The sequence below is a fragment of the Sulfuricaulis limicola genome (assembly GCF_002355735.1).
Lineage (GTDB): Bacteria > Pseudomonadota > Gammaproteobacteria > Acidiferrobacterales > Sulfurifustaceae > Sulfuricaulis > Sulfuricaulis limicola.
The window spans coordinates 612,981-638,291 of sequence record NZ_AP014879.1 but is presented as its reverse complement, the minus strand read 5'-3'; the positions used below and the strand labels follow the sequence as shown (position 1 = coordinate 638,291).

At 62.8% G+C, this 25,311-nt stretch carries 23 protein-coding genes; 14 read left to right on the top strand and 9 right to left on the bottom strand.

Going from position 1 to position 25,311, the window contains the following annotated elements; translation table 11 throughout:
* Positions 1-81 precede the first annotated feature (81 nt).
* The 7 genes from SCL_RS03160 (at position 82) to SCL_RS03130 (ending at position 7,374) form a co-directional block, all read left to right on the top strand.
* Complete coding sequence (locus tag SCL_RS03160; protein ID WP_172425900.1) at positions 82-1,077, top strand: sensor histidine kinase; 996 nt, start codon at positions 82-84, stop codon at positions 1,075-1,077.
* 3 nt (positions 1,078-1,080) lie between these two features.
* Positions 1,081-2,226 (top strand): sensor histidine kinase, encoded by a 1,146-nt coding sequence (locus SCL_RS03155; protein WP_096359879.1) that lies wholly within the window; start codon positions 1,081-1,083, stop codon positions 2,224-2,226.
* Positions 2,223-2,969, top strand: coding sequence for a LytR/AlgR family response regulator transcription factor (locus SCL_RS03150; RefSeq protein WP_096359878.1), 747 nt, complete (start codon positions 2,223-2,225; stop codon positions 2,967-2,969). Before SCL_RS03155 ends, SCL_RS03150 begins: the two co-directional genes overlap by 4 nt.
* Positions 2,970-3,320: 351 nt before the next feature.
* The gene (hemC, locus tag SCL_RS03145) at positions 3,321-4,247 is read left to right on the top strand and encodes a hydroxymethylbilane synthase (RefSeq protein WP_096359877.1); all 927 of its coding nucleotides are present in this window, start codon (positions 3,321-3,323) and stop codon (positions 4,245-4,247) included.
* Complete coding sequence (locus SCL_RS03140) at positions 4,240-5,040, top strand: uroporphyrinogen-III synthase (protein ID WP_096359876.1); 801 nt, start codon at positions 4,240-4,242, stop codon at positions 5,038-5,040. The genes hemC and SCL_RS03140 overlap by 8 nt, the downstream gene beginning before the upstream one ends.
* 28 nt (positions 5,041-5,068) lie before the next feature.
* A complete protein-coding gene (locus SCL_RS03135) occupies positions 5,069-6,133 on the top strand; it encodes a uroporphyrinogen-III C-methyltransferase (protein WP_172425899.1) in 1,065 nt (354 codons plus the stop codon).
* Positions 6,130-7,374 (top strand): heme biosynthesis HemY N-terminal domain-containing protein, encoded by a 1,245-nt coding sequence (locus SCL_RS03130; protein ID WP_172425898.1) that lies wholly within the window; start codon positions 6,130-6,132, stop codon positions 7,372-7,374. Before SCL_RS03135 ends, SCL_RS03130 begins: the two co-directional genes overlap by 4 nt.
* A 79-nt stretch (positions 7,375-7,453) precedes the next feature.
* On the opposite strand, the gene SCL_RS03125 is transcribed toward SCL_RS03130, so the two are convergent.
* From SCL_RS03125 to SCL_RS03110, 4 genes are all read right to left on the bottom strand, one after another.
* On the bottom strand, positions 7,454-7,864 hold the full coding sequence (locus tag SCL_RS03125) for a hypothetical protein (RefSeq protein ID WP_096359873.1): 411 nt from the start codon (positions 7,862-7,864) through the stop codon (positions 7,454-7,456).
* A gap of 11 nt (positions 7,865-7,875) precedes the next feature.
* On the bottom strand, positions 7,876-8,091 hold the full coding sequence (locus SCL_RS03120; RefSeq protein WP_096359872.1) for a hypothetical protein: 216 nt from the start codon (positions 8,089-8,091) through the stop codon (positions 7,876-7,878).
* Between the two features lie 27 nt (positions 8,092-8,118).
* Positions 8,119-9,141: a CDP-6-deoxy-delta-3,4-glucoseen reductase gene (locus tag SCL_RS03115; RefSeq protein ID WP_096359871.1), complete on the bottom strand. Its 1,023-nt coding sequence runs from the start codon at positions 9,139-9,141 to the stop codon at positions 8,119-8,121.
* Between the two features lie 162 nt (positions 9,142-9,303).
* Positions 9,304-9,888: a hypothetical protein gene (locus SCL_RS03110; protein ID WP_096359870.1), complete on the bottom strand. Its 585-nt coding sequence runs from the start codon at positions 9,886-9,888 to the stop codon at positions 9,304-9,306.
* A 274-nt stretch (positions 9,889-10,162) separates the two neighbouring features.
* Here SCL_RS03110 and SCL_RS03105 point away from each other — a divergent pair, with 274 nt between their 5' ends.
* From SCL_RS03105 to SCL_RS03075, 7 genes are all read left to right on the top strand, one after another.
* Positions 10,163-11,140: an ABC transporter ATP-binding protein gene (locus tag SCL_RS03105; protein WP_096359869.1), complete on the top strand. Its 978-nt coding sequence runs from the start codon at positions 10,163-10,165 to the stop codon at positions 11,138-11,140.
* Positions 11,137-11,886, top strand: a complete 750-nt coding sequence (locus tag SCL_RS03100; RefSeq protein ID WP_096359868.1) for an ABC transporter permease subunit — start codon at positions 11,137-11,139, stop codon at positions 11,884-11,886. Before SCL_RS03105 ends, SCL_RS03100 begins: the two co-directional genes overlap by 4 nt.
* Positions 11,887-11,914: 28 nt before the next feature.
* Positions 11,915-13,264 carry a GldG family protein gene (locus tag SCL_RS03095; protein ID WP_096359867.1) on the top strand — a complete coding sequence of 450 codons (1,350 nt, stop codon included), beginning with the start codon at positions 11,915-11,917 and terminating at the stop codon, positions 13,262-13,264.
* 12 nt (positions 13,265-13,276) lie between these two features.
* Positions 13,277-14,191 carry a DUF4340 domain-containing protein gene (locus tag SCL_RS03090; RefSeq protein ID WP_096359866.1) on the top strand — a complete coding sequence of 305 codons (915 nt, stop codon included), beginning with the start codon at positions 13,277-13,279 and terminating at the stop codon, positions 14,189-14,191.
* Between the two features lie 97 nt (positions 14,192-14,288).
* Positions 14,289-15,104: a bifunctional DNA-formamidopyrimidine glycosylase/DNA-(apurinic or apyrimidinic site) lyase gene (gene mutM, locus SCL_RS03085; protein ID WP_096359865.1), complete on the top strand. Its 816-nt coding sequence runs from the start codon at positions 14,289-14,291 to the stop codon at positions 15,102-15,104.
* Positions 15,105-15,252: 148 nt separating this feature from the next.
* Complete coding sequence (locus SCL_RS03080; protein ID WP_096359864.1) at positions 15,253-17,241, top strand: dynamin family protein; 1,989 nt, start codon at positions 15,253-15,255, stop codon at positions 17,239-17,241.
* 218 nt (positions 17,242-17,459) lie between these two features.
* Complete coding sequence (locus tag SCL_RS03075) at positions 17,460-19,982, top strand: PAS domain S-box protein (RefSeq protein WP_096359863.1); 2,523 nt, start codon at positions 17,460-17,462, stop codon at positions 19,980-19,982.
* 10 nt (positions 19,983-19,992) lie between these two features.
* Here SCL_RS03075 and ggt read toward each other — a convergent pair whose 3' ends face one another.
* The 5 genes from ggt to SCL_RS03050 all read right to left on the bottom strand — a co-directional run bounded on the left by ggt (position 19,993) and on the right by SCL_RS03050 (position 25,267).
* Positions 19,993-21,663: a gamma-glutamyltransferase gene (gene ggt / locus SCL_RS03070; protein ID WP_096359862.1), complete on the bottom strand. Its 1,671-nt coding sequence runs from the start codon at positions 21,661-21,663 to the stop codon at positions 19,993-19,995.
* 795 nt (positions 21,664-22,458) lie between these two features.
* Positions 22,459-22,713 (bottom strand): YfhL family 4Fe-4S dicluster ferredoxin, encoded by a 255-nt coding sequence (locus SCL_RS03065; protein ID WP_096359861.1) that lies wholly within the window; start codon positions 22,711-22,713, stop codon positions 22,459-22,461.
* Between the two features lie 38 nt (positions 22,714-22,751).
* Complete coding sequence (gene coaD / locus SCL_RS03060; protein WP_096359860.1) at positions 22,752-23,231, bottom strand: pantetheine-phosphate adenylyltransferase; 480 nt, start codon at positions 23,229-23,231, stop codon at positions 22,752-22,754.
* A 76-nt stretch (positions 23,232-23,307) separates the two neighbouring features.
* Entirely contained in the window at positions 23,308-23,919 is a 612-nt protein-coding gene (gene rsmD, locus SCL_RS03055; RefSeq protein ID WP_096361812.1) for a 16S rRNA (guanine(966)-N(2))-methyltransferase RsmD, read from the bottom strand.
* Between the two features lie 19 nt (positions 23,920-23,938).
* The gene (locus SCL_RS03050) at positions 23,939-25,267 is read right to left on the bottom strand and encodes a M16 family metallopeptidase (protein WP_197702691.1); all 1,329 of its coding nucleotides are present in this window, start codon (positions 25,265-25,267) and stop codon (positions 23,939-23,941) included.
* Positions 25,268-25,311 lie beyond the last annotated feature (44 nt).

The window sequence follows — 25,311 nt, the reverse complement described above, 5'->3', positions numbered from 1 at the left end:
TAGTCGTACGTTCGAGCGGATTCCATGTCCAACACTAGCGCAGAAAAACACTCGTTCCTTCCCGAATTCGGGAGCTTCAGCATGCTCCTGCAGTTCGTCATCCTGGCCGAACTGATCGCCATCATCATCACCATCGGGCGCAACGCCGACTTCAACGAGCAGGCATGGCAGGATTTCTCTCTGCTGTCCGTATTCGCGGTGTCGATCGCGCTGTGCAGCATCATCGTGCTGAAAATCATCTCGCCGCTGCTGCGACGCGCCTCGACCGTCACCGGCTCGGCACTGGTGATCACCATGCTGCTGCTCGTCACCTCGGTCGGCATCGACGGCATCATCTACCTGCTGCATCATCTCTCCATCATCGAAGACCGCTGGCCGGCATGGCGCGAAACGCTCCTGATACGCAGTCTCATGATCGCTGCCATCGTCGGCACGCTGGGCCTGCGCTACCTGATCATGCGCGAACGCTCCGACACGCACCACCGGCTGCAACAGGAGTCCAAGCTGCAGGCGCTGCAGTCGCGCATCCGTCCGCATTTCCTGTTCAACAGCCTCAACAGCGTGGCCTCGCTCACGCGCAGCGATCCCTCCAAGGCCGAGGCGGTGCTGCACGACTTGGCCGACCTGTTCCGCGTGCTGCTGGCGGACGCGCGCAAGCTCGTGCCCGTGTCCGCCGAGCGCGAGATCTCGCGCCAGTACCTGGAGGTGGAGAAAATCCGCCTCGGTGACCGGTTGCAGGTGAAGTGGAACGTCAGCAACATCCCGCGCGCGGCGCTGATCCCGGCGCTGACCCTGCAGCCGCTGCTGGAAAACGCCATCTACCACGGCATCGAGCCGCGCTTTGCCGGCGGCACCATCAAGATCGAGATGTGGGCCGAGGGCGAGATGCTCAACATCATGATCAGCAACCCGCTCCCGGACGTGCGCAAGGAAGGCCACAACAAGGGCAACAAGCTCGCGCAGGAAAACATCCGCCAGCGCCTGGCCACGCAGTTCGGCAGCGCCGCCAGCATGCAGGTCATCCAGGAAGGCGGCCAGTATCACGTGAAAGTGAAAATACCGATCGTGCGGGGTTGATCCATGGAACTCGCCGCCAAAACCCGGTTACTGCTGGATCGCCTGCGCGGCGGCGCGCGCGCGACCGGGCAGCGCCTGTTGCCGGCGGCCGAAGCGCCGCCGGGCGAGAAACCCGAATTCCTGCCGAACTTCTGCACCGGCGAGGTGGTGTTCAACGTGGTCGTGGTCGCGGAAATGCTAGCGATCGTGATCAATCTCATCATCCCGCGCAATTTCCTGGCGACCACGGCGTGGAAGGACCTGCTGCTGATTTCGATTTTCATCCAGTGGGTGGCGCTCGCCGGCACCGCCGTGCTGTGCTACACGCGCAAATATCTCAACCGCCTGCCCAACCTGCAAGCGCTGGGCGCGGCCTATCTGCTGCTGCTGCTCACCACCTTCGTGGTGAGCGAATGCGTGGTCTGGCTGCTGTGGGCGCTGGGCCGGCTGAACAGCACGCGGCCGGCATGGTATGCGGATTTTCACATCATCAATCTCACCATCAGCGCCATCATCAACGGGCTGCTGCTGCGGCTGTTTCTCGCCAAGCACGAATTGCAGAGCCGCACGCTGTCCGAGGCGCGCGCCAGACTGCAGGCGCTGCAGTCACGCATCCGCCCGCATTTCGTGTTCAACAGCCTGAACATCATCGCCTCGCTCACGCGCAGCGAGCCGGAGAAGGCCGAGGCCGCGATCGAGGACATGGCCGACCTGTTCCGCATGATGCTGTCGCAGGACGAAATGCTGGTGCCGGTCAAGAACGAAATCGACGTCACCAAGAAATACCTGGCGCTGGAGGCGCTGCGCCTCGACAACCGGCTCACGGTCAACTGGGACATCGGCAAGTTCCCGCGCAAGGCGGTGATGCCGGTGCTCACGCTGCAACCGCTGCTGGAGAACGCCATTCGCCACGGCATCGAGGAGTTGCCGGGCGGTGGCGCCATTGACGTGCGTCTGTGGGAAGACAGCGACCGGATTCATATCCGGGTCGCCAACCCCCTCCCCAAAACCCGCCCGAAAAAGGCAAAATCAACCCCCGGCCAGTCGCTGGACAACATACGCCAGCGGTTCCAGAGCCATTACGGCGAACAGGCCGCGCTTACGAGCGCCGAGGAGAACGGTTTGTTCACTGTCACGGTCGTACTGCCGATACGCGGAGACAACTTATGAGAGTATTGATCGTAGATGACGAGAAACTGGCGCGCGACCGTCTGCGTGAACTGCTGAACGACATCGGCGGCTACACCGTGGTCGGCGAGGCCATGAACGGCACCGAGGCGGTGGAGAAGTCCTCCGAGCTCAATCCCGATGTGCTGCTGATGGACATCCGCATGCCCGGCATGGACGGCCTCGAGGCCGCGATGCACCTGATGGGCATGGAGAACCCGCCGGCGGTGATCTTCACCACCGCCTACGACCAGCACGCGCTCGACGCCTTCGACGTCAACGCCGTGGATTACCTGCTCAAGCCCATCCGCAAGGACCGCCTGGCCAAGGCGCTGTCCAAGGCGCACAAGCTCACGGCCAAGCAGATCGCCGAGATCAGCCAGGCGCGCCCCGAACCGGCCTCGCGCACCCACATCAGCGTGCACCTGCGCGGCAACATCCGCCTGGTGCCGGTGCCGGACATCCTCTATTTCCTGGCCGACAGCAAGTACGTCGTCGTGCGCACCGCCGCCGAGGAACACCTGATCGAGGACTCGCTGGTGAACCTGGAAAAGGAATTCGGCGACCGTTTCCTGCGCATCCACCGCAACGCGCTGGTGTCCACCGGCTCCATCAAGGGCATCGAGAAAAACCCCGCCGGCACCTGGCAGATCAGCCTCAAGAACTACGACAAGAAACTCGACGTCAGCCGCCGGCACACGGCGCAGGTACGGAGATGGGCGCGGAACCGGCCGATGGCCGGTTGATTATGTTTTCGTCACCCCGGCGGAGGCCGGGGTCCAGGGTTTAAATAACAAAGCCGCCCTCCGGGCGGCTTTTCTTTTTGTCCCCTCTCCCCGCAAGGGGAGAGGGCTAGGGAGAGCGATAGTTTTGTGTCGCCTTCGGCGACGCATACTTGTGGGTGGCTGACCCACAAGTAGCTTTTAAAAGTCAAAAGCCGCCGAAGGCGGCTTTTGATCATTCAAAACCTGGATTCCCGCTTTCGCGGGAATGACAGCAAGCCGAAAATCACGGCTGGAAATCCAAAAAAGACTATCTGACTGATTACTTATAAAATGGGCGAAGACTCCAGACTTCGCCCAAAAGCACAAAACCAAATGAAAACCCTCCGCCTCGGAACAAGAAAAAGCCAACTCGCCCTGTGGCAGGCGCATTACGTGCGCGATGCGCTCGAACGCCACCACCCGGGCCTCAAGGTCGAATTGGTCACCATGACCACCGAGGGCGATCGCATTCTCGACCGCAGCCTGGCACAGGTCGGCGGCAAGGGGCTGTTCATCAAGGAACTCGAAACGGGGCTGCTGGAAAATCGTACCGATATCGCCGTGCATTCGCTGAAGGACGTCACCGCCACGCTGCCCGACGGCCTGCACCTCGCCACAATCTGCAAACGCGAGGACCCACGCGACGCCTTCATCTCCAATAAATATCCAACACTCGCTTCGCTGCCGCGCGGGGCGCGCGTCGGCACCTCCAGCCTGCGCCGCCAGTGTCAGCTGCGCGAGGCGTTTCCGCAGCTCGAGATCGCCACGCTGCGCGGCAACGTCAACACGCGCCTGGCCAAGCTCGACGCCGGCGAGTACGACGCCATCATCCTGGCCGTGGCCGGCATCAAGCGCCTCGGCATGGAGGCGCGCATCCGCGAGCGGCTCGACCCGGCCGTAAGCCTGCCGGCCGTCGGCCAGGGCGCGGTGTGCATCGAATGCCGCGTAGACGACCGCGCCACGCACGAGCTGCTCGCGCCGCTCAACCACCGCGCGACGCAGACATGCGTCGCGGCGGAGCGCTCGATGAATGCCCACCTCGAAGGCGGTTGCCAGGTACCCATCGGCGGCTTTGCCGAACTGCACGGCGAGGAATTGCATCTGCGCGGCATGGTGGGCGAACCGGACGGAAGCCGCCTGTTGCGCGCCGAAATCCGCGGGCCGGCGGCGCAGGCGGAACAACTGGGTGAACGACTCGCGCAGCAATTACTCGCGCAGGGCGCCCGGGAAATTCTTGACAAGGTATACGGCCGTGCCTGAATCCCCTGTCCCGCCACGCACGCTCGCCGGCGTGCGCGTGCTCGTCACCCGCCCGCGCGACCAAGCGGAAAATCTCGCGCATCTCATTGAAGCACGCGGCGGCGAGGCCATCCGTTTTCCGGTGATCGAAATCGCGGAACCGAAGGATACGCAGGCCCTGCTCGCCGTCGTCGGACGCCTGAAGGACTTTGCGCTGGCAATCTTCGTCAGCCCGAATGCGGTCAAGCGCGCCATGAACCTGATACGCGCGCGCGGCGGGCTGCCACCGACGTTGCGCGTGGCCTGCGTCGGCCGCGGCAGCGCGCGCGAACTCAAACGTCTCGGGATCGAAAATGTGCTGGCGCCGACGGACCGTTTCGACAGCGAGGCGCTGCTGGCGCTGCCCGAACTGCAACAGGTGGCGGGCAAACGCATCGTCATATTTCGCGGCGACGGCGGGCGCGAGCTGCTCGGCGACACCCTCAAGGCGCGCGGCGCGGAGATCGAGTACGCCGAGTGCTACCGGCGCCTGCGCCCCGCCACCGACCCCACGCCGCTGCGGCACCGCTGGGAGCGCGGGGAGGTCGATATCGTCAGCGTTACCAGCGTGGACGGCCTGCGCAATCTTTTCGACATGCTCGGCACGGACGGCCGGCCGTGGCTGATTCGCACCCCCGTGGTCGTGGTCAGTGAACGCATGGCGCAGGTCTGCCGCGAGCTGGGCTTCACGACCGAGCCGCGGGTGGCGATGGCCGGCGATGAAGCCATTCTGGAAGCCATCCAGGCATGGCGGGACGGGCAAAACACCTTATAATCGTGTCAAGCACACAGCCGGAAATCCCATGACCGACACGGACGCCAATAATCCCGCCGCGGCGCAGGCTGCCGGGGCAACCCCGAAAAATCCCGAGCATGGCGCACGCCAGGGCCGCGTGCGCGGCGGACTGGCCGTCATTCTTGCCACCATCGCGCTCATCGCCAGCGGCTACCTGTGGTACGTCATGTTCTACCAGAACGCCGACCTGTTCACGCAAGATATCGTCGGCGCGCTCGACCGCATCGAGTCCGACTCCAACCAGGCCCTGGAAACCGTCGCCAACGCCGAAAAGGACATCAAGACCCTCAAGGAAAACCAGGACGCGATCAAGGCCTCGCTGGAGAAGCTCAACAGCGATCTGCGGCGCAACCGCATGGAATGGTCGCTGACCGAAACCGAACAGCTGATGGTGATCGCCAACAACCGCCTGCAGCTGGCGCGCGACACTCACTCCGCGCTGGCCGCGCTGCGCGCCGCCGACCAGCAGCTGCAACAACTGGCGATGCCCAAATTCCTGCCGGTGCGGCGCCAGCTGGCGCGCGAGATCACACTGCTGGAATCGCAGGACAAACTGGATATCAGCGGCATCGCCTTGCGCCTCGTGACACTGGCGGAAACCGCGGACAAACTGCCGCTGGCGCTGGATATCCGCCTGCGTGAAGCCGGAGCGGCCAAAACACCGGTCAAGGAAGGTAACGCACAGGTTGCCAGCACCGACGGCAACTGGCGCCAGACCGCGCGCAGCCTGTGGCAGGACATCCTTTCGCTGGTGCGCATCCGCGACGACATGGCTTCGCAGCGCCCGCTGCTGCCGCCGGACCAGCAGTACTTCCTGCGCGAGAACCTGCGCCTGATGCTGTACGGCGCGCAACAGGCGCTGTTGCAGGGCAGCGTCCCCACCTATCAGCAGAACCTCAAGGCCGCGCAGCGCCTGCTGAAGGACTACTTTGACGTCGAATCCCAGGTCGTCACCGCGATGCAGGCTGAACTCGACCACCTGCTGGCCATGAAGCTGATCACCGAGACGCCGGACATCACCGGATCACTGGCCGCCTTGCGGCGCCTGAACGAGCGGGGCGAGGCGCCGTGAAGACGCTGATTTTCATCATCGTCCTGCTGTTCACGGCGGCGCTGATCACCTTCTACGCCATCGACAATCCCGGTTACGTGCTGATTTCGCGCCCGCCGTGGAGCGTGGAGATGACGCTGACGGTTTTCATTCCGCTGATGGTCGCGGGATTTTTCCTGTTCTACCTGCTGCTGTTCATGATCGTGCGCCTGTGGCGCATCCCGCGCGACGTCGGCCGCTGGCGCGGAAAACGCCAGGCGCGCACGGCGCACGCTGCGCTCATCCAGGGCCTGACGAATCTGGCGGAAGGCAACTGGGTCGAGGCCGAAACACAGTTGCTTGCCGGCATGCGCCATGGCGACACCCCGCTGCTGAATTATCTGGGCGCGGCCATGGCCTGCGAAGGCCAGGGCAACAGCGAAAAACGCGACGAGTACCTGGCGCTGGCGCACAAGAACGCGCCGCAGTACGACCTCGCCATCGGCATGACACAGGCCTGGCTGCAACACCGGGCGCACCAGCTGGAGCGCTCGCTGGCGACCCTGAACGAACTGCGCGCCGAGGCCCCGAAACACCGGCAGGTGCTGAAACTGCTGGCGCAGGTGCACCTCGAGTTGCGCGACTGGACCGGCCTGATCAACCTGATGCCGGACCTGCGCCAGAGCTACGCCATGACCACCCGGGAGATCGACGAGCTGGAATTGCAGGCGCACCGGGAACTGCTGAGGCTCTCCATCCCCTCCGGCCGCCCGGGCGTGCTGGACAAGGCATGGAACGCGGTGCCGAAGACCCTGCGCCGCCATCCCTCGATGATCGCGATCTACGCGCGCCAGCTGATTCAGCAGAACGAAATGGCGCAGGCCGAGTCGGCGCTGCGCGCCGCCGTCGAGAACGGCTGGGATCCGGAGTTGGTGGAGCTGTACGGCCAGGCGCAGGGACCGAATCCGGCGGAACAGCTGGAAACCGCCGAGGGCTGGCTGGCCTCGCACCGTGACGACCCGAAACTGCTTCTTACGCTGGCGCGCCTGGCGTTGCGCAGCAAAGAGGAAAACAAGGCGCGCGGCTATTACGAAACCTGCCTGACGCAGCACGGCCCGGTGGACGCCTATCGCGAACTGGGCAGTCTGCTGGAAAAACTCGGCGAGAAAGACAAGGCACTCAACGCCTACCGCCACGGCCTCGAACTGGCCGCCAGCGAATCGCGCGCCACCCCCGCGCGTGGACTGGGATCAACCATTTCCCGCTTTCGCGCGGCGAGGTAAATAAAAGTTCAGCGTTCAGGGTACAAAGTACAAAGTTTGAAATTTGCCACCTTGTACTTTGTACTCGTAGCGCCCTGCCCTAGTTCGGCAAATCCCGGAACGCCTGTTGCGCCCGGAACTCGTCCATCGAATAGGTAAAATCGCCGACAAATTTCCCGCCGCGATAATCGATGGACAGCAGGTCCGGCACGAAGCGGCCGCGGTCGCCCGCCACCGGATAGTCGCTGGCCTCGGCACCGTTGTCGATGTCGTCGAAACTGCAGGCCTTGGCATAACGCGCCGGGCGGAACCACACGTTCAGCCTCGAATTCACCGCAACCGCGTTTGTTACCGGCTCATCCCGGAACCACACGCGCTTGGCGATCATGCAGCCGAAGATCAGCTGCACCTCGGCGAACAGGGGATTGGTGCGTTGCGCCAAGGCGCGTTCGGCGGCGGCGCTCAGTTCCACGCGCATCGGTTTGCCGTGCAACTGGATGGTGACGATCATCCCGGAGTTTCTCAATAACCCTTTTGCAGTTCCGCGCCGGCATCCTGTTCAGATGCCTTCACGGCTTCGCGGGTTTTTTCCGCACCCTCTTTTAACTTGTCCTCCACCGCGCGGGCCTTGTCCTTGGCCTGCACCGCCGGGGCGAACACCGTGTCCTTGAGCTCTTTCTTTTCGCCGCAGGCGGACAGCGTCAAAGCGAACAAGATGGTCACGAGAATCATGCGCATGGTTTTTCTCCCGGAAAAGCGGCTCCCTTACGGAGCCGGCAAGTGAGCAAACTCAAAAGAATCATAATACAAGCGGTCCTCGGGCAGGCCATGTTTTTTCACCACGGCCTTGAGCGCCTCGATCATGGGCGGCGGGCCGCTGGCGTAAACCTCGTAACCGCTCAAATCCGGGTAATCCGCCGCCACCGCCTCGTGCACCCAGCCCCGGCGCCCGTCCCACCGGTCCTCCGGCCGCGGCTCGGACAGCACCGGTGTGAATCTGAAATTGCCGTGTTCCCTGGCCCAGGCTTGCGACAGGTCGTGCAGGTACAGATCGCGTCTGGCGCGCACGCCCCAGTACAGGTGCAGCGGGCGCGTGGCGCCCTTGGCGAAGGCATATTCCAGGATGCTCTTGATCGGCGCAAAACCGGTACCACCCGCGATCAGGATCGCCGGGCGATCGTTGTCCTCGCGCAGGAAAAACATCCCGAACGGGCCCTGAAAACGCAGCAGGTCTTTTTCCTGCATCTTGGTGAACACGTGTCCGGTGAAAAAACCGCCCGGCACGTGACGGATGTGTAATTGCAGCAACTCATCCGAAAGCGGCGAGGTCGAAAGCGAAAAGCTGCGTCGCTGGTTACCGCTCAGGAGAATGTCGATGTACTGCCCGGCGAGGTATTGCAGGCGCTGGCCCTCGGCCAGCTTGAGCGACAGCCGCATTACGTCGTCCGCGAGCTTTTCCATTTTCACAACGCGTGCTGGCATGATACGGATGGGGATGTCCCTGGCGGCGGCAATCTCTTTCGCCTCGATCACCAGATCGGACAGCGGCTTGGCCTGGCAGAACAAGGCGTGCCCCTGTTCCCGTTCCGCCTCGCTCATGGCCTTGGTTTCATACGTCCCGTAATCGACCCGGCCCGAGAGGACTTTGCCCTTGCAAGTGCCGCAGGCGCCGTTACGACAGCTGTAGGCCAGCATCACACCCTGGCGCAGCGCCGCGGCGAGCACGCTTTCATTTTCTTTAGCGGTGAATTCACGACCGCTGGACTGGATGCGTATCTTGAAGGTCATGGGAACGGGATTCGATGATTATTTTTTCGATGAACCCTATTGTTCCCCAAAATGCGGAGGATAAAAACCACGGGCAGAAACCGGGTTTGATGCCGCCCAAAAACACAATGCCCGCTGACGCGGGCATGGGGTGAATCGGTTTGCGGGAGTGCGGTGGGCTGATCAGATCCAGGAGACGCCGCCGACGTTTTCCCAGATGCGCACGGCGCGATCGACCTGTTTCTGCGCGATCGCCTCGTTGGCCGCGTGACGGCATTCCTCGCGCGTCCCGCATTCCGTGCCGTCCACGTTATAGACCAGGCGGCTGGCGGTGCGGTCGTAGGTCTTGCCGTTCCACTCGTAGCGGCTGTAGGCGCCTTCGGTGGCGGACATGCCGGTATAGCTTTCGATCACCGGGTAACCGCCCTTGACCTCGTGCAGACGGAAGGTGGCATCGAAGCTGGCCAGTGTGGTCGCGGCGGCTTCGGTCTTCTCCACCAGCCAGGCGCGGCAATCACTGCCGGTGCAGCGTTCATTCGTTACGATAAACAGGTCGCCCCGGACAGTCTTGGCCACCCAGCGGCGGTCGAAGGAGGATTCGTGACAGATCCCGCTGTCCGCGGCCTGGGTCAGCGCGCAGCTGCTGACGATGGCGGCCGGCATCTCGCGGTCGGCGAGCACCGGGTCGGAGCTTTCACCGGTGTCGGTCCAGACGACGGCGGCGAAACCGATGATCAGCGTATTCAGTAGTGTCAGGGCCTGTTTCATGGATCTTTCTCTTCTCTCACTGGTATGAAAAGCATATTCCGTGCCAGGGATTCCAGCCTTGGAAAATCCATTATTTACAGCGAATTACATCGAGGGCGACGGGCCACTCCCAAGCCAGCCGCGGACCGTAAGCAGAACCACCGTTACGGGCTGCGTCACTCTGCGCCAAAACCCGCTGGTATGTCAAACCACAGGTATATTTGACATTCCCGCCCCCGCTCCCTTAAATGCGGCCCATGCTTGAACGGACCCAAAGCACCGGTTTTGACGCTTGATGAGCCATAACACGCTGGTCGAAATCAGGAATCTCTCGCGTTTCTACGGCGCGTTACAGGCGGTCAGGGACGTCAGCTTCACCATCCGGCAGGGCGAAGTGCTCGGCTTCCTCGGCCCCAACGGCGCCGGCAAAACCACGACGATGCAGATCATCAGCGGCAACCTCGCGCCCTCGGGCGGGAGCGTCACTATCGCCGGCCATGACCTGCTCGAAGACCCGCGCGCCGCCAAGAGCCAGATCGGCTACCTGCCGGAACAGCCGCCGCTGTACCGCGAGCTGACGGTGGATGAATACCTCGACTACTGCGCGGCGCTGAACCATGTGCCGCGCGCGCGGCGCGTGCAGGCACGCGACAACGCCAAGGAACGCTGCGGCCTGCACGGCGTCGGCCGGCGCCTGATTGGCAACCTGTCCAAGGGCTTCCAGCAGCGCGTCGGCATCGCGCAGGCGATCATCCATCTGCCGCCGGTGGTGATCCTGGATGAACCCACGGTCGGCCTCGACCCGATCCAGATCCGCGAGATCCGCGCGCTCATCCGCGAGCTGGGAAAAGAACATGGCGTGATCCTGTCCACGCATATCCTGCCTGAAGTGCAGGCCACCTGCGACCACGTGCAGATCATCAACAAGGGCGAGCTGGTATTGAACGAAAGCATCGAAGGGCTGGAGCACCACATGAAATCGGCCTCGCTCACCGTCGCCTTCCACCGCCCGCCGGCGCAGGCGGCCCTGGAAAAGCTGCCGGGGGTGAAGTCGGTGCGGCTGGAAAAAGAGGGGCGCATGCACGTGTTCCACGAGCCCGAAAAAAATCCGACGGATGACATTCTGCGCCTGGCGGTGGATAACAACCTGGGGCTCTATGAAATCCGCCCCGGACGGCTGTCGCTGGAGCAGATATTCCTGGAACTGACCACGGGCGTGGCGGACGGCATCGTAAATGAAACGCCCGCCATCCCGGCAGAGCTGGCGACATGATCCTGACCGTCGCCCTGCGCGAGTTCAAGTCGCTGTTCCTGTCGCCGCTGGCATGGTCCATCCTCGCCGTGGTGCAGCTGATCCTCGGCTTCCTGTTCCTGAGCCGGCTCGAGGTGTTCCAGTTGTACCAGCCGCAGCTGATGGCGATGGACAGCGCGCCGGGGCTGACCGAAATCGTGCTGCCCGACCTGCTTGGCAACGCCGCCGTGATCCTGCTGCTGGTGGTGCCACTGCTGACCATGCGCCTGGTGGCGGAGGAACGGCGCAACCGCACGCTGGCGCTGCTGTTCAGCGCGCCACTGTCGATGACCGAGATCGTGCTGGGAAAATACCTCGGCATCCTGCTGTTCCTGCTGGTGCTGCTGGGCATGATCGCGCTGATGCCGCTGTCCCTGCTGGCGGGCGCGAGCCTGGACCTGGGCCTGATGGCCTCGGGCTTTCTCGGTCTGGCGCTGCTGCTGGCGGGTTTCGCGGCCGTGGGACTGTTCATGTCCACGCTTACGCAATACACCACGGTCGCGGCCATCAGCAGCTTCGGCGCGCTGCTCCTGTTCTGGATACTCGACTGGTCGGGGCATGGCACCGCCGGTGGCAACTGGCTGGCGTATCTGTCGCTGTTCAATCACTACAAGCCCTTCCTGGAAGGCATTTTCGACAGCGCCGACGCCGCCTACCACATCCTCCTCATTGCCACCTTTCTCGTGCTCAGCATCCGGCGTCTGGATGCCGACCGGCTCGGAGGCTGAGATAAAAATGGAATCCGGAATCTGACCGATGTACCACACATCCAAAACCCACTGGCAATTGCGACTGATGAATATCAGTTTCGTGGTGCTGTTCCTGCTGGCCGTCGGGCTGTTGCAATGGCTGGCGAAGGAATACCACCTGCAATTCGACTGGACCCGCATGCACCGGCACTCGCTGGCGCCGGCGAGCGTGACGGTGACGGAGCGGCTCAAGGAACCGCTCAAGATCACCGCCTTCGCCAGCCAGCGCGGCGAGGCCCGACGGCTCATCCAGGAAATGGTGGGGCGTTACCAGAAATACAAACCCGACATCACGCTGGAATTCGTCGACCCGGACACGGCGCCCGAGCGCGTGCGCCAGGCCGGCGTGCAATTCGACGGCGAACTGGTGTTTGAATACGGCGACGCGCGCGAAAACCTGCCGCCGAGCCAGTTCAACGAACAGAATTTCACCAATGCGCTTACGCGTCTCGGTCATCGCGGCGAGCGCTGGGTGGTATTCCTGAGTGGGCATGGCGAACGCAGCCCGGACAAGCAGGCGAATTTCGATTTCTCCACCTGGGCCGGACAGCTGCGAAGCCGCGGCTTCCAGACCCGTACGCTGTCACTCGGCGAGCACCCGCGGATTCCGGACAACACCACGGTTCTGGTGATCGCCGGGCCGCGCACGCGCCTGCTCGCGGGTGAAGTCAGGGAAATCCAGAACTATCTCGATCGCGGCGGCAACCTGCTGTGGTTGCACGACCCTGGCCTGCTGCTGGGGCTGGAACCGCTGGCGGAAAGCCTCGGCATCGAATTCCACCCGGGCGTGATCGTGGACCCGACCTCCGAAAATATCACCGGCAACGCGGCGGCGATCGTGGTCACCAAATACGGCTCGCATCCCGTGGTGCGCAGCTTCGGGGAGAACACGGTGTTTCCGCAGGCCGCCGGCATCAGTCTCCGCGCCCCCGAGGGTTGGCAGGGTTCGGTGCTAATGGACACGCGCCCCTCGAGCTGGTCCGAGACCGGTCCGCTCGACGGACCGATCCAGTTCAACAAGGGCCGGGACATCCGTGGCCCGCTCAACCTCGCCGTGGCGCTGACACGCACACTGGACAACAAGCGCGAGCAACGCGTCATCGTCGTCGGCGACGGCGACTTTCTGGCGAATACGTACCTGCCCAATGGCGGCAATCTCGAACTCGGCATGAGCCTGACCAACTGGCTGTCGCAGGACGACGCCTTCGTCAATATTCCGGTCAAAACCGCGCGTGACCGCTCGCTGGATCTGTCGCGCGGTGGCCAGATCGCCATCGTCGCGGTATTCCTGGCGCTGTTGCCGATCGCGCTGATCGGCAGCGGCGTCTGGATCTGGCTGCGGCGGCGCAAGCGCTGAAGCAAGGCACACATGCCTGACATCGAAAATAGCGGCGAAACCGGACAGAATCAGGCCCCTCCCGCCGGCCCATCGGGTCTGCGACAACGCTGGCTGCTGAATGCCGCCCTGTTGGTAGTGATCGGACTGCTCGCCTGGCTCGCGCTGCATCGCGCCGGCCAGGAAAATGGCGTGGCCACCCCGCCACTGACGACACTCGCCGCCGAAACCGTTTCGCATGTAAGCATTGAACAGCCCGGTCACCCGGCCATCGCGCTGGAAAAAACCGGCGCCGAATGGAGGCTCACGGGCCCGGTGCAGGCACGCGCCAACCCGTTCAATGTCGAGAGCCTGCTGCGCATTCTTGCGGCCCCGGGCGAGACGCGCTTTTCCGCGGGCGGGCAGGACCTCGCCAAATTCGGCCTGGATCGGCCGCGGTCGCACGTACGCTACGGTGACGCGGAAATCGCCTTCGGTTCCCTGCATCCGCTCAACAACCGGATCTATGTCCTGCACAACAACGAGATCGTGCTGATCCCCGCCCATTACCTGGCCAGCGCGGTTTATCCCTATACCAATTTCATCGACAGCCGTCTGTTCGAAGAACAACGCAAGCTCACCGCGATCAGGCTGCCCGACTTCACCCTGGCGCAACAAGACGGCGCGTGGCACAAACAGCCGCCGGACAAGCGGCTGACCTCGGACCGGCTCAACGAGTTCGCCGCCGAGTGGCAGAACGCGCGCGCCCTCGGCGTCGAGAAATATTCGGGCAAGGAGATTCTCGACCGGATCGAAGTCACTACGATACGCGACGACAAAACCGAAAAATTGGCGCTCGGCATACTTGCCTACAAACCGGATTTCGTTCTGTACCGCCAGGATGAAAATCTGGAATACCACTTGACCGAAGACGCTGGCAAGCGCCTGTTGAGCATTTCTTTACAGTAATAATTTGTAACCGCAGATGAACGCAGATTTAAAAACCACCTTTGCTTCCAATCTGCGTTAATCAGCGTTCATCTGCGGTTTCATTTTCATATAAATAATGCCGGAACTCCCTGAAGTTGAAACCACTCGCCGCGGCATCGAACCGCACACGGTCGGCCGCACCGTGGTCCGGCTGGTGGTGCGCAACCCGGCGCTGCGCTGGCGCGTGACGCCGAAACTGGTGCAGGAATTTTCCGGACAGACGATTCGCTCGGTCACGCGCCGCGGAAAATATCTGTTATTCGCCACCGACGCCGGCGCGGCGATTCTCCATCTCGGCATGTCCGGCAGCCTGCGCGTCGCGCCCTGCACGCAAGCGGCGAACATCCATGACCATGTGGACATCGTGCTCGACAACGGCGATTGCCTGCGCCTGCACGATCCGCGCCGCTTCGGTTGCCTGCTGTGGACTCGTGACGACCCGCAAAAACACAAGCTGCTGCGCGATCTCGGTCCTGAACCCCTGGCGGCGGATTTCAGCGGCGATCACCTGTTCGTAAAATCCCGCCGGCGCAAACGCGCCATCCGCGATTTCCTGCTCGACAGCCGGGTGCTGGCCGGAATCGGCAACATCTACGCCAACGAGGCGCTGTTCGCCGCCGGCCTGCGCCCCATGCGCGCGGCCGGGCGTATCAGCAAGGACCAGTATGCGCGGCTGACCCAGGCCATTCGGGCAACGCTGAACCGCGCCCTGAAAGCCGGCGGCACCACCCTGCGCGACTTCCGTAACGGCCGCGGCGAACCCGGATATTTTCAGCTGTCGCTGAATGTCTATGGGCGTGGCGGCGAGCGCTGCCTAGTTTGCGGCACGGCCATCAAAGCGAAACGGTTGGGGCAGCGCAGCGCGTTTTTCTGCCCAAAATGTCAGAGCTAGGCTAGACTTAAGGTATCAAGGTATGTAACTTAGCGAACCTGTTGAATGGGCTTGGTTTTTCGCATTGTGCAGCCAGCAGGCCCCGAAAAAGTGCGAAAAATCAGGCCAAAAGGGAGGAGTTTCCCGAAAGGGAATCTATATTTCTAGGATGCAGTCCGCCAATCCAACCCGGAATCTGGAACAGCATTTCGAGGCCTACAGCAGCTGGCGCCAGTCGCTGGCCACCGCTGTCACCGAACTCAAGTCCTGGCTGCAACAGCAGGAATTGAGCGATACCCAGGTCGATCAGCGTCTCGAACACGTGCTGTCCACGCTGCGCGACGACAAACTCTATGTCGCCTTCGTGGCCGAGTTCTCGCGCGGCAAGTCCGAACTGATCAACGCCATTTTCTTCGCCAACTTCGGGCAGCGTATTCTGCCGTCGAGCGCCGGCCGCACCACCATGTGCCCGACCGAAGTCATGTACGAACACGGCAGCGAGCCGAGCCTGCGCCTGCTGCCGATCGAAACCCGCAAGACCGGCACCACCATCACCGAGTTCCGCGGCTTCCCGGAGGAGTGGCAGGTGCTGTCGCTCGACACCAAGTCACCGGACAAGATGATCCAGACGCTGCAGCACATCACCGAGGTCAAGCACGTCGCACGCGAGGAGGCCCAGACCATGGGTTTCCACGTGGCCGAAGAGGAATCCCAGACCGGCATGCGCCTCGCCGAGGACGGCCTGGTGGAAATCCCGAAATGGCGTCACGCCATCATCAACATCCCGCACCCGCTGCTGGAGCAGGGACTGGTCATTCTCGACACGCCCGGCCTCAACGCCCTCGGAGCCGAGCCGGAACTGACGCTCAACATGCTGCCGTCGGCGCACGCGGTGCTGTTCATTCTCGCCGCCGACGCCGGCGTGACCAAATCCGACATCGACGTGTGGCACGACCACATCGGCGTGCGCAAGGACAGCCCGAACAAGGGCCGCCTGGTGGTGCTGAACAAGATTGACGGCCTGTGGGACGAGCTGCGCGACTGGAACGAAGTGAATCGCGAAATCGACCGCCAGATCCGCGATACGGCGAAGCATCTCGCCATCCCGGAACAAAACGTATTCCCGGTATCGGCGCAGAAGGCGCTGCTGGGCAAGGTCAAGAAGGATGACAAAATCCTCGAACGCTCGCGCATCCTGGCGCTGGAGCAGGCGCTCGGCAGCGAGATCGTCCCGGCCAAGCGCGAGATCGTGCGCGACAACATCAGCGGCGACATGGAGGACGTCATCAAGGCCATGCGCCTGATCATATCGCAGCGCACGAAGAACGTGTACGAGCACATGGATGAACTCGGCGGCCTGTCGGGCAAGAACATGGACGTCATCGAGCACATGATGAAGAAGGTCAAGGCCGACAAGGAAGTTTTCGAGAAGAGCCTGCAGCGCTTCCAGGCCACGCGCAGCATTTTCTCGCAACAGACCAACGTGCTGTACACGCACCTGAACCTGAAAAACCTCGACACCCAGATCGCCCAGACCAAGAAGGAAATGGAAACCAGTCTGACCACGGCCGGGCTCACGACCTGCATGGACAATTTCTTCAAACACGCCCGCGAGACCATGGAGGCGGCCGCCAAGCAGGCCCAGGAAATCAAGGCCATGATGGAAGGCGTGTACAAGAAATTTCAGGAGGAGCACGGCCTCGGCAACATCAAGCCGGGCGCTTTCTCGGTCACGCGCTACCTGCGCGAAATCAAGCGGCTGCAGGACCGGCACGACCAGTACATGAAAGGCGTGTCGCTGGTGTTCACCGAGCAACGGGCGCTGACGCGCAAATTCTTCGAATCCTCCGTGGCCAAGGTGCGCGCCATCTACAAGATGGCCAACCGCGACGCCGACAACTGGCTCAAGACCATCATGTCGCCGATGGAATCGCAGGTGCGCGAGCACCAGGTGCAATTGCGCCGGCGGCTCGAATCCATCAAGCGCATCCACCAGGCGAGCGACACGCTCGAAGAGCGGGTGCAGGAACTGGAGCAGATTCGCGACGGCATCCGCGAACAGGAAAAGAACCTGGAAAGCCGCGTTCAGGCGGTGATGCAGGTCATCAACTTCGATAAATCCGGGGAAGAGCGCGCCGCGGCTCACGAATCCGCCTGATTCCACCAATTCCGCAGTAATTCACTCGGCTGTTACCGCTTCCTTGCCGTCGCTGTCCCGGCGGCTATCCTTGAAATTCAGGGTTTTGGCAGGTTTTTTCCTCCCTGTCGGCTCTTTGGCAAAGTTCCTTCGTCCAGTACGCCGGCAAGCCTGTCACCTGTCATCAAGGCAGGAATCTTGCATGCTTTTTACTCGCAACGGCGGAAATTCAAGGGACCATGAAACGGGCCAAGGGCACAGAACATGACGACCGGCGCAAGTCTCCCGGCGTGGCGCGAGCGCGCCGCGCGGCGGGCGCGAGCGCCGGTATGCGCGACCCGGCCCCGCTGAGCGCCCGCACGCTGGATTACGAGGGCCGCATCGCCGACCTGCAGCACAAAATCCGCGAACTCGATGAAAGCCGCGCCACACTCTCCTCCCAGTTGCGCGCGCTGGCGACCAGGGAAGAACATATCGAGCACATCCACCATGGCTGGGTGGAAATCTTCGACGCCATCGTCGATCCCATTTTCATGCATGACCACCAGGGTCGCGTCGTACGCGCCAACCGCGCGTATGCGGAAATGGCCGGCATGGACATCAGGCAGGTCATCGGCCGGCCATATTGGCAGATGTTCCCGCTGCACGACGGGCCGCTTTCATGCTGCAGATTGATTCTCTCCGAAAAACTGGATACAGCGGAGGAAGATCTCACGCTGGAGACGGGACAGACATACCGTTGTCGTTTCTTTACGCTCCGTAACCTCGCCGGTGAATATCTCGCCTCGCTGCATATCATGACCGACGTCACCGAGCGCCGGCACATGGAAAAATCGCTCAAGCAGGAACGCGATTTCACCGCGACCGTCATGGATACGCTGGGCGCGCTGGTGCTGGTACTCGACCACGAGGGCCGCATCATCCGGTTCAACCACGCCTGCGAAGAAGCGACCGGATATTCCTTCGCGGATGTTCAGGACAGGCCGGTTTGGGACATCCTGCTCCTGCCCGAGGAACTGGATTCGGTGCGCACCGTCTTCAACAACCTGCGCAGCGGCATGTTCCCCAACGAGCATGAAAATTACTGGCGTACCAAGGATGGTGGCCGCCGCCTGATTAGCTGGTCCAATACCGCCCTGACCGGCGAGAACGGGGGCGTGCAATACGTGCTCGCCACCGGCATTGACATCACCGAACAGCGCGCCATGGAACAGGCCCTGCGCAACAGCGAGGCGCGCTTCCGCACGATGATCGAGAATTCCTCGGACATCACCGCGCTGCTCGACTGTGACGGGGGCGTGCGTTACACCAGTCCGTCAATCGGACGCGTGCTGGGATACGGCGATGACGAACTGATCGGCCAGAATATATCCGCGCTGATTCACCCCGATGACCTTCCCCGGGTAAAGAATGCACTGGCACGTGCCGCAGAAAATCCCGGCGTTGCACAACATGTTGAACACCGCTTCAAGGACAGGGACGGCGTCTGGCGCCATCTTGAAAGCGTCGGAAAATATTTCCTCAACGAATCCCCGGTAAGCGGCGTCGTCGTCAATGCGCGCGACATCACCGCGCGCAAGCTGGCCGAGGAAAAAATGCGCGCGGCCGACGAATCGCTGCGCAAGCTCAATCGCGCCCTGAAAACCCTGAGCGCCTGCAACGAGTCGCTGGTGCACGCCATGCACGAACAGGAGCTGCTCGCCGCCATCTGCCAGGTGATCGTGCATACCGGAGGCTACCGATTCGCCTGGGTGGGTTACGCCGAAAACGATGAGCACAAAACGGTGCGTCCCATGGCCTTTGCCGGCGCGGAGACGGGCTTCCTCGACGCGCTGCGCTTCAGCTGGGCCGACGACGAATTCGGGCGCAATCCCATCGGCGAGGCCGTGCGCACCGGCATCCGCCAGGGCATCCACAATATCGAGGAAACCTCGGCGGCGCTGCTGCCGCGCGAGGAGGCACTGCGCCGCGGCTTCTTCTCGTGCACCGCCCTGCCGTTGCGTGACGGCGACCGGGTCATGGGCGTGCTCTCCATCTACGCATCCGAGGCCGACGCCTTCGACGAGGAGGAGGTCAAGCTGCTCATGGAACTGGCCGACGACCTCACCTACGGCATCGTCGCCTTGCGCAACCAGGCCGAGCGCGAATACGCCATGGAGGAAAACCGGCAGAACGCCGCGCGCATGCAGAAGGCCCTGCTCGAAACCGTCGAGGCCATCGGCTCGGCGCTGGAGAAGCGCGACCCCTACACCGCCGGGCACCAGCGTCAGGTCGCCAAACTGGCGCACGCGATCGCGCAGGATATGCACTTGCCGCAGGAAGCCGTCGAAGGCATCTACATGGGCAGCCTGATCCACGACGTCGGCAAGATCTACGTGCCGGCCGAAATTCTGAGCCGCCCCGGAAAACTGTCGGAGGCCGAATTCAATCTGATCAAGGCCCACCCGCAGGTGGGTTACGAGATCATCAAGGGTATCGAGTTTCCCTGGCACGTGGCGAAAATGATCCTGCAACACCACGAGCGCCTGAACGGCTCCGGTTACCCGCAAGGTTTGAAAGGCGATGAGGTTTGCCTGGAAGCGAGAATTCTGGCCGTGGCCGACGTGGTCGAAGCCATGGCCTCGCACCGCCCCTACCGCCCCAGTCTCGGACTGGACGCCGCGCTGGAAGAGGTCAGCCAGAACCGCGGGGTGCTTTACGATCCGCAGGCGGTGGACATCTGCCTGCGCCTATTCCGGGAAAAGGGATTTACCTTCGAATAGAAAATCCGGTTTATTTGACTTGCGCGCCGCCCTCGCCGCGCGGGTCTGAAGCCGCTTCCAGCCTGCCGGTTTTCTTGTACCACGACACCAGTTGCATGTTGCCGTAGCTGCCGCGCACGGCATCGAGCCGGTGCCCGAAGCCCTGCAATGCGCGCATCTCACCGGCATCGAAGGCATGCGCCTCGTGCGTCACCGCATCGGGCAGATACTGGTGGTGGAAGCGCGGCAGGCTCATCCATTCTTTCGGTCCGCCATGGCCGTGCGCGAATTCGAGCGTGGCGAGCAAGACCATGCTGATGATGCGGCTGCCGCCGGGCGTGCCGAGCACGACGATGGCGTCGTCGGTTTCCAGAAACGTCGGCGTCATGCTCGACAACGGCCGCTTGCCCGGCGCGATGGCATTGGCCTCGCCGCCCACCAGGCCGTAGGTGTTGGGGGCATCGGGCTTGACGGCGAAATCATCCATCTCGTTGTTCAGCACCACCCCGGTGCCGGGCGGCATGAAGCCGGAGCCGAAGGGCGTGTTCAGGCTCAGCGTGGCGGCCACGCGGTTGCCCTCGCGGTCGATGATTGAAAAATGGGTGGTATTCGCGCCCCCGCCCGCGGCCTTGGCGGGAGGACCGACAGATGCCGGTTCCGGCCGGCGCATTTCGTCCCGAAGTTTGGCGATGTAGGCGGGATCGAGCAGGCGCGCCGCGTCCACGCGCACAAAATCCGGATCGCCGAGATGACGCGCGCGGTCGCGATAGGCCAGGCGCATGGCCTCGATCACGGTGTGATCGCGCTGCGCCTTCGGCATGCTGTCCAGATCGAAGCCCTGAAGCAGGTTGAGCATCTGCACCAGCACCACGCCGCCCGACGAAGGCAGCGACGCCGAGGTCACGCGGACGCCGCGGTAAGTTCCGCGCACCGGCGCGCGTTCAATCACGCGATATTCGGCGAGATCCTTCATGCTCCAGATGCCACCTGCCGCGCGCACGCCCTGCACCAGGCGCTCGGCCGTGACTCCGGCATAAAACCCGGCCTGTCCCTTTTGCGCCAGACGCTCGAGGGTTTGCGCCAGTTCCGGCTGTTTCGCGATATCGCCCGGGGCCGGGATCAGTTCTTCTTTCAGATAGGCGCGCGCGGTTTCTGGAAACTGGTCGGTCAGGCGCATGTGCTGGCGCAGAAGAATTTTTGAATACGCCGGCGTTGCCGGAAAGCCGTCGCGTGCCAGACGGATCGCGGGCGCCAGCGACTGGTCAAGACCGAGTTTTCCGTATTTTTTGGCCAAGTGCGCCAGCCCCGCCGGCGTGCCGGGGATGCCGGCAGCGAGCGCGCCGTCGATGGAAAGCGCGGGCACCGGACGGCCGTCGCGCAGATACATGTCGCGCGTCGCGGTCAGCGGCGCGCGCTCGCGCGCGTCGATCATGGTCTCGAAGCCATCGCGCGCGCGATGCAGCAGGAAAAATCCGCCGCCGCCGAGACCGGAATTCCAGGGTTCGACCACAGCCAGTGCCGCAGCGACGGCGACCGCGGCATCGAAGGCATTGCCGCCGCGCGCCAGGATTTCATGCCCGGCCCCGGTCGCCAGCGGGTGGGCGCTGGCGATGGCCGCTTGCGGCGGGCGCGGCTCCGCCGCATATGTTGTTGCCAGGGGCAACAGCAGGAGAATGATTAGCAGGCGAGTTAGATGGAACATGATGGGTGAATATTAAACTATCGCGCGCGAAGCGCGCAGTTCGTATTTATGGAGCGGGCTTCTCCCGCGTATTGCTTGTGGGTGGCTGACCCACGGCAGGTTACTTTTCTTTGCTTGTGCAAAGAAAAGTAACCAAAAGAAACACACCCCGGATGGCGCGAATACCCCCTGCGCTTCTCACCGGTCCCGGCGCGCGCCTCAACTCGCCGGGCGCAAACAACGCGCCTCGGGCTCGAACACGGGGCGCGCGACTACTCCGGGACCGGCTGCGATGCTCGGGCGCGCCATACGGGGAGGTGAGCAACCCACCTCAGACCGATACGCGGAGATTTTTTCAACACCCAGCTCATCGTTTGCAGGGAAGCCACTTATAGGGAGGTTTTTTAGGCCCCGTAGCGCGCGCCGAGTACCGCAGCCCGAGCGGGAGCTTTCAAGCGAGCCCCTGTTTGAGTCGAGCCGCGTTTTATGCGGCCGACGAGTTGGCGAGCGCCCGCTCGGGCGAGGAACGGAGGGGGCTGTCGCGCGCTCCGGGGCCACGTGTTTCTTTGGTGACTTTCTTTGCACGAGCAAAGAAAGTCACCCTGGGTCGGGGGCGGAGCATCCCAGATTCAAATAACGCGGGCGCAGCCCGCTCGAGTATTTATTTCCTGGATTCCGGCTTTCGCCGGAATGACGACAAAGAGCACTATCGCGGGAATGACAGCAAGTTATAGAGACGGAGTCCGCTCGATATAAATAAAACCCAAAATAAAAAGGCGGCTCATGGCCGCCCTTTTCGAAAAACAAAAAATCCAATTACGCCGTCTTCAGGATCAGCGCCTGATATTTCAATTGCAGCTGGTCCTTGGATTCCGCGTGATGGGGATCGGGAATGATGCAATCCACCGGGCAGACGTCCACGCACTGGGAGGTCTCGTAGTGGCCGACACATTCGGTGCAGAGGTCGGGGTTGATCTGGTAGATCTCCTCGCCCTGGGTAATCGCGCCGTTGGGGCACTCGGGCTCGCACACGTCGCAATTGATGCACTCGTCGGTAATCAGCAAAGACATAAAATACCTGTTAAATATACGGTTAAAACACTGTCATCTTAACGTATTTTCGCCACCATCGCAGCCGCCACGCGCGCGTCCACGAATTGCGACACGTTGCCGCCCAGCAGGGCGATCTCCTTCACCAGCGAGGCCGAGATGAACATCTCCTGCTCCGACGGCGTCATGAACACCGTTTCCACTTCCGGCGCCAGGCGCCGGTTCATGCCCGCGAGCTGGAATTCGTACTCGAAATCCGACGCTGCCCGCAATCCGCGCAGGATCACGTTGGCCTTGTGCTGCCGCACGCAATCGACCAGCAGGTTGTCGAAACCGGTGACGCTTACGCCCTTGACGTCAGCCAGCACCGTGCGCGCCAATTCCACGCGTTCCGAAAGGTTGAACAGCGGCTGCTTCTGCGGATTCGCCGCCACCGCGATGATCACCTCGTCGAACAGGCGCGCGGCGCGGCGCACCAGATCCGTGTGGCCGTTGGTGATCGGGTCAAACGTGCCGGGATACAGCGCGACGACTTTCATTCAGCCCCTCGGAATGGAACCAAGCTTATCATTGCCAATAGCCGCCTCATTGACGGAAATCAAGAACACCCAGGGCTCATGCGGTCTTTCGCGCCAGATGATACCCCACCTGCCCGGCCTTTTTGCTGCGAATCAGCTCCCATGTCGCCGGCAACGCCAGTTCACTCATCCGGCTCGGCGCCTCGACATAAATCAGCCCACCGGGCCTGATCCAGCCGTGTGCCTCCACCAGCGCCGCGCAGTCGGCGATGAGATTGCTCTTGAAGGGCGGGTCGAGAAAAACGATATCGAATGCCCGCGGGGTTCGTCGCAGAAAATCCACGGCATCGGCCAGCACCACCTCGGCCCCCGTGGCCTCCAGCCGTTCCACGTGCTGGCGCAAACGTTGCGCGACAAGCGGAGCTTTTTCGATCATCACCACGCCCGCCGCGCCGCGCGAGAGCGCCTCCAGGCACAGCGCGCCGGTACCGGCGAACAGGTCGAGGCAGCTGGCGCCCGCGATATAGGGTTGCAGCCAGTTGAACAGCGTTTCACGCACGCGATCGGGCGTGGGGCGCAAACCCTCCGATTCGGAAACGTCGAGGCGCCGCCCGCGCCAGCGCCCGCCGATGATGCGCAGCTTGCGCGGATAGGATGACTTGGGTTTTGCGGAAACTGTCTTCGGTCCGGCGGCGGGCGCGGCCGGCATGCGGCGCGCGCGCTTGCGCTCAGCGCGCGCCACCGACGGTCACCGTCACCATTTGATCCGGATGCACGCGACGCCGGAAGGCGTCACGGATCTGCTCTGCCGTCACGGCCTCGATACGCGGAATGAATTCATCGAGATACGTGAGCGGCAGGCCGTAGAAGGCGATCACCGCCAGGTTTTCGGCGATCTTGCCGTCGCTGTCGAGCCGCAACGGGAAGCTGCCGGTGAGGTGTCTCTTCGCGGCCTCCAGCTCCTGGTCCGTCGGACCCTTGGCGACAAAATCCGCAATGACCTGGCGCACCAGCTTGAGCGCCTGATCGCGCTGGGTGTTTTTCGTTTGCAGGCCGATGAACAATGGACCGGGCAGACGCAAGGGATAAAAATAGCTGTAGACGCTGTACGACAGCCCGTGCTTCTCGCGCACCTCCACCGACAGGCGCGACACCAGCCCGCCGCCGCCGAGAATGTAGTTGCCCACGTACAGCGGAAAATAATCCGGATCGCCGCGCTGCACACCCGGATGCCCCATGTTGATGTGGGTCTGGGTGGCGGGGAAATCCACGTGCTTCTGCCAGCCGGCGTCGAGCATGCGCACCGGTGGCAACGGATCCGGCGCCTTGCCGGCCGGCAGTTTTGCGACGACACGCTCGGCGATACCCTGTGCCTGGCGCCTGCTCGCGTCACCGACGATCACCACCCAGGCATTGGCGCCGACATAATGGCGCTGGTGAAAAGCCAGCAGGTCCTCGCGTGTGATCGATGTGAGACTTTTCTCGTTCCCCGGCGGGTCGCCGGCATAAGGGTGCTTGCCGTAGAGCTCGCGATAAAACGCCTTCTCGGCGATTGCGCCCGGCGATTGCGCGTCTTTCTGCAACGCCACCAGCACCTGCGCCCGCAGGCGTTCCAGGTTTTCCGCCGGAAACGCGGGCTTGGCCAGGATCTGCGCGAACAGGTCGAGCGCCGGGTCGAGCAAGCTGGGGTCCGACAGGCTGCGCAGATTCACGCTGGCCATGTCGCGATCGACACCGGCGCTGAATTCAGCGCCCACGCCCTCAAAACGGCCGGCGATATCGTCCGTGCTAAGGCCGTCGGTGCCTTCATCCAGCATGGCGGCCATCAGGTTGGCCAGGCCCGCCTTACCCGCGGGATCACGGCTGGAACCGGCGTCGAACACCACGCGCACTTGCAACATGGGCAACTCGCGGCTTTCGACGAAAAAGACGCGTGCGCCGTTCCCCAGGGTCCAGTGCTGGATTTTGGGGCCGGCGAAGGCCTGAGGAACGAAGGCGAGAAGACAAAGCACCAGTATCGATGCCTTGAGACACTTTCTTATCCCTGTGTTTGCCACCCTCTCCCCTTGCCCTCTCCCGCGAAGGCGGGAGAGGGGGAGTC

Coding starts and splice junctions, on each gene's coding strand:
- SCL_RS03160 (WP_172425900.1), top strand. CDS start 82: ATGCTCCTGCAGTTCGTCATCCTGGCCGAACTGATCGCCATCATCATC.
- SCL_RS03155 (WP_096359879.1), top strand. CDS start 1,081: ATGGAACTCGCCGCCAAAACCCGGTTACTGCTGGATCGCCTGCGCGGC.
- SCL_RS03150 (WP_096359878.1), top strand. CDS start 2,223: ATGAGAGTATTGATCGTAGATGACGAGAAACTGGCGCGCGACCGTCTG.
- hemC (WP_096359877.1), top strand. CDS start 3,321: ATGAAAACCCTCCGCCTCGGAACAAGAAAAAGCCAACTCGCCCTGTGG.
- SCL_RS03135 (WP_172425899.1), top strand. CDS start 5,069: ATGACCGACACGGACGCCAATAATCCCGCCGCGGCGCAGGCTGCCGGG.
- SCL_RS03125 (WP_096359873.1), bottom strand. CDS start 7,864: ATGATCGTCACCATCCAGTTGCACGGCAAACCGATGCGCGTGGAACTG.
- SCL_RS03120 (WP_096359872.1), bottom strand. CDS start 8,091: ATGCGCATGATTCTCGTGACCATCTTGTTCGCTTTGACGCTGTCCGCC.
- SCL_RS03115 (WP_096359871.1), bottom strand. CDS start 9,141: ATGACCTTCAAGATACGCATCCAGTCCAGCGGTCGTGAATTCACCGCT.
- SCL_RS03110 (WP_096359870.1), bottom strand. CDS start 9,888: ATGAAACAGGCCCTGACACTACTGAATACGCTGATCATCGGTTTCGCC.
- SCL_RS03105 (WP_096359869.1), top strand. CDS start 10,163: ATGAGCCATAACACGCTGGTCGAAATCAGGAATCTCTCGCGTTTCTAC.
- SCL_RS03100 (WP_096359868.1), top strand. CDS start 11,137: ATGATCCTGACCGTCGCCCTGCGCGAGTTCAAGTCGCTGTTCCTGTCG.
- SCL_RS03095 (WP_096359867.1), top strand. CDS start 11,915: ATGTACCACACATCCAAAACCCACTGGCAATTGCGACTGATGAATATC.
- SCL_RS03090 (WP_096359866.1), top strand. CDS start 13,277: ATGCCTGACATCGAAAATAGCGGCGAAACCGGACAGAATCAGGCCCCT.
- mutM (WP_096359865.1), top strand. CDS start 14,289: ATGCCGGAACTCCCTGAAGTTGAAACCACTCGCCGCGGCATCGAACCG.
- SCL_RS03080 (WP_096359864.1), top strand. CDS start 15,253: ATGCAGTCCGCCAATCCAACCCGGAATCTGGAACAGCATTTCGAGGCC.
- SCL_RS03075 (WP_096359863.1), top strand. CDS start 17,460: ATGAAACGGGCCAAGGGCACAGAACATGACGACCGGCGCAAGTCTCCC.
- ggt (WP_096359862.1), bottom strand. CDS start 21,663: ATGTTCCATCTAACTCGCCTGCTAATCATTCTCCTGCTGTTGCCCCTG.
- SCL_RS03065 (WP_096359861.1), bottom strand. CDS start 22,713: ATGTCTTTGCTGATTACCGACGAGTGCATCAATTGCGACGTGTGCGAG.
- coaD (WP_096359860.1), bottom strand. CDS start 23,231: ATGAAAGTCGTCGCGCTGTATCCCGGCACGTTTGACCCGATCACCAAC.
- rsmD (WP_096361812.1), bottom strand. CDS start 23,919: ATGCCGGCCGCGCCCGCCGCCGGACCGAAGACAGTTTCCGCAAAACCC.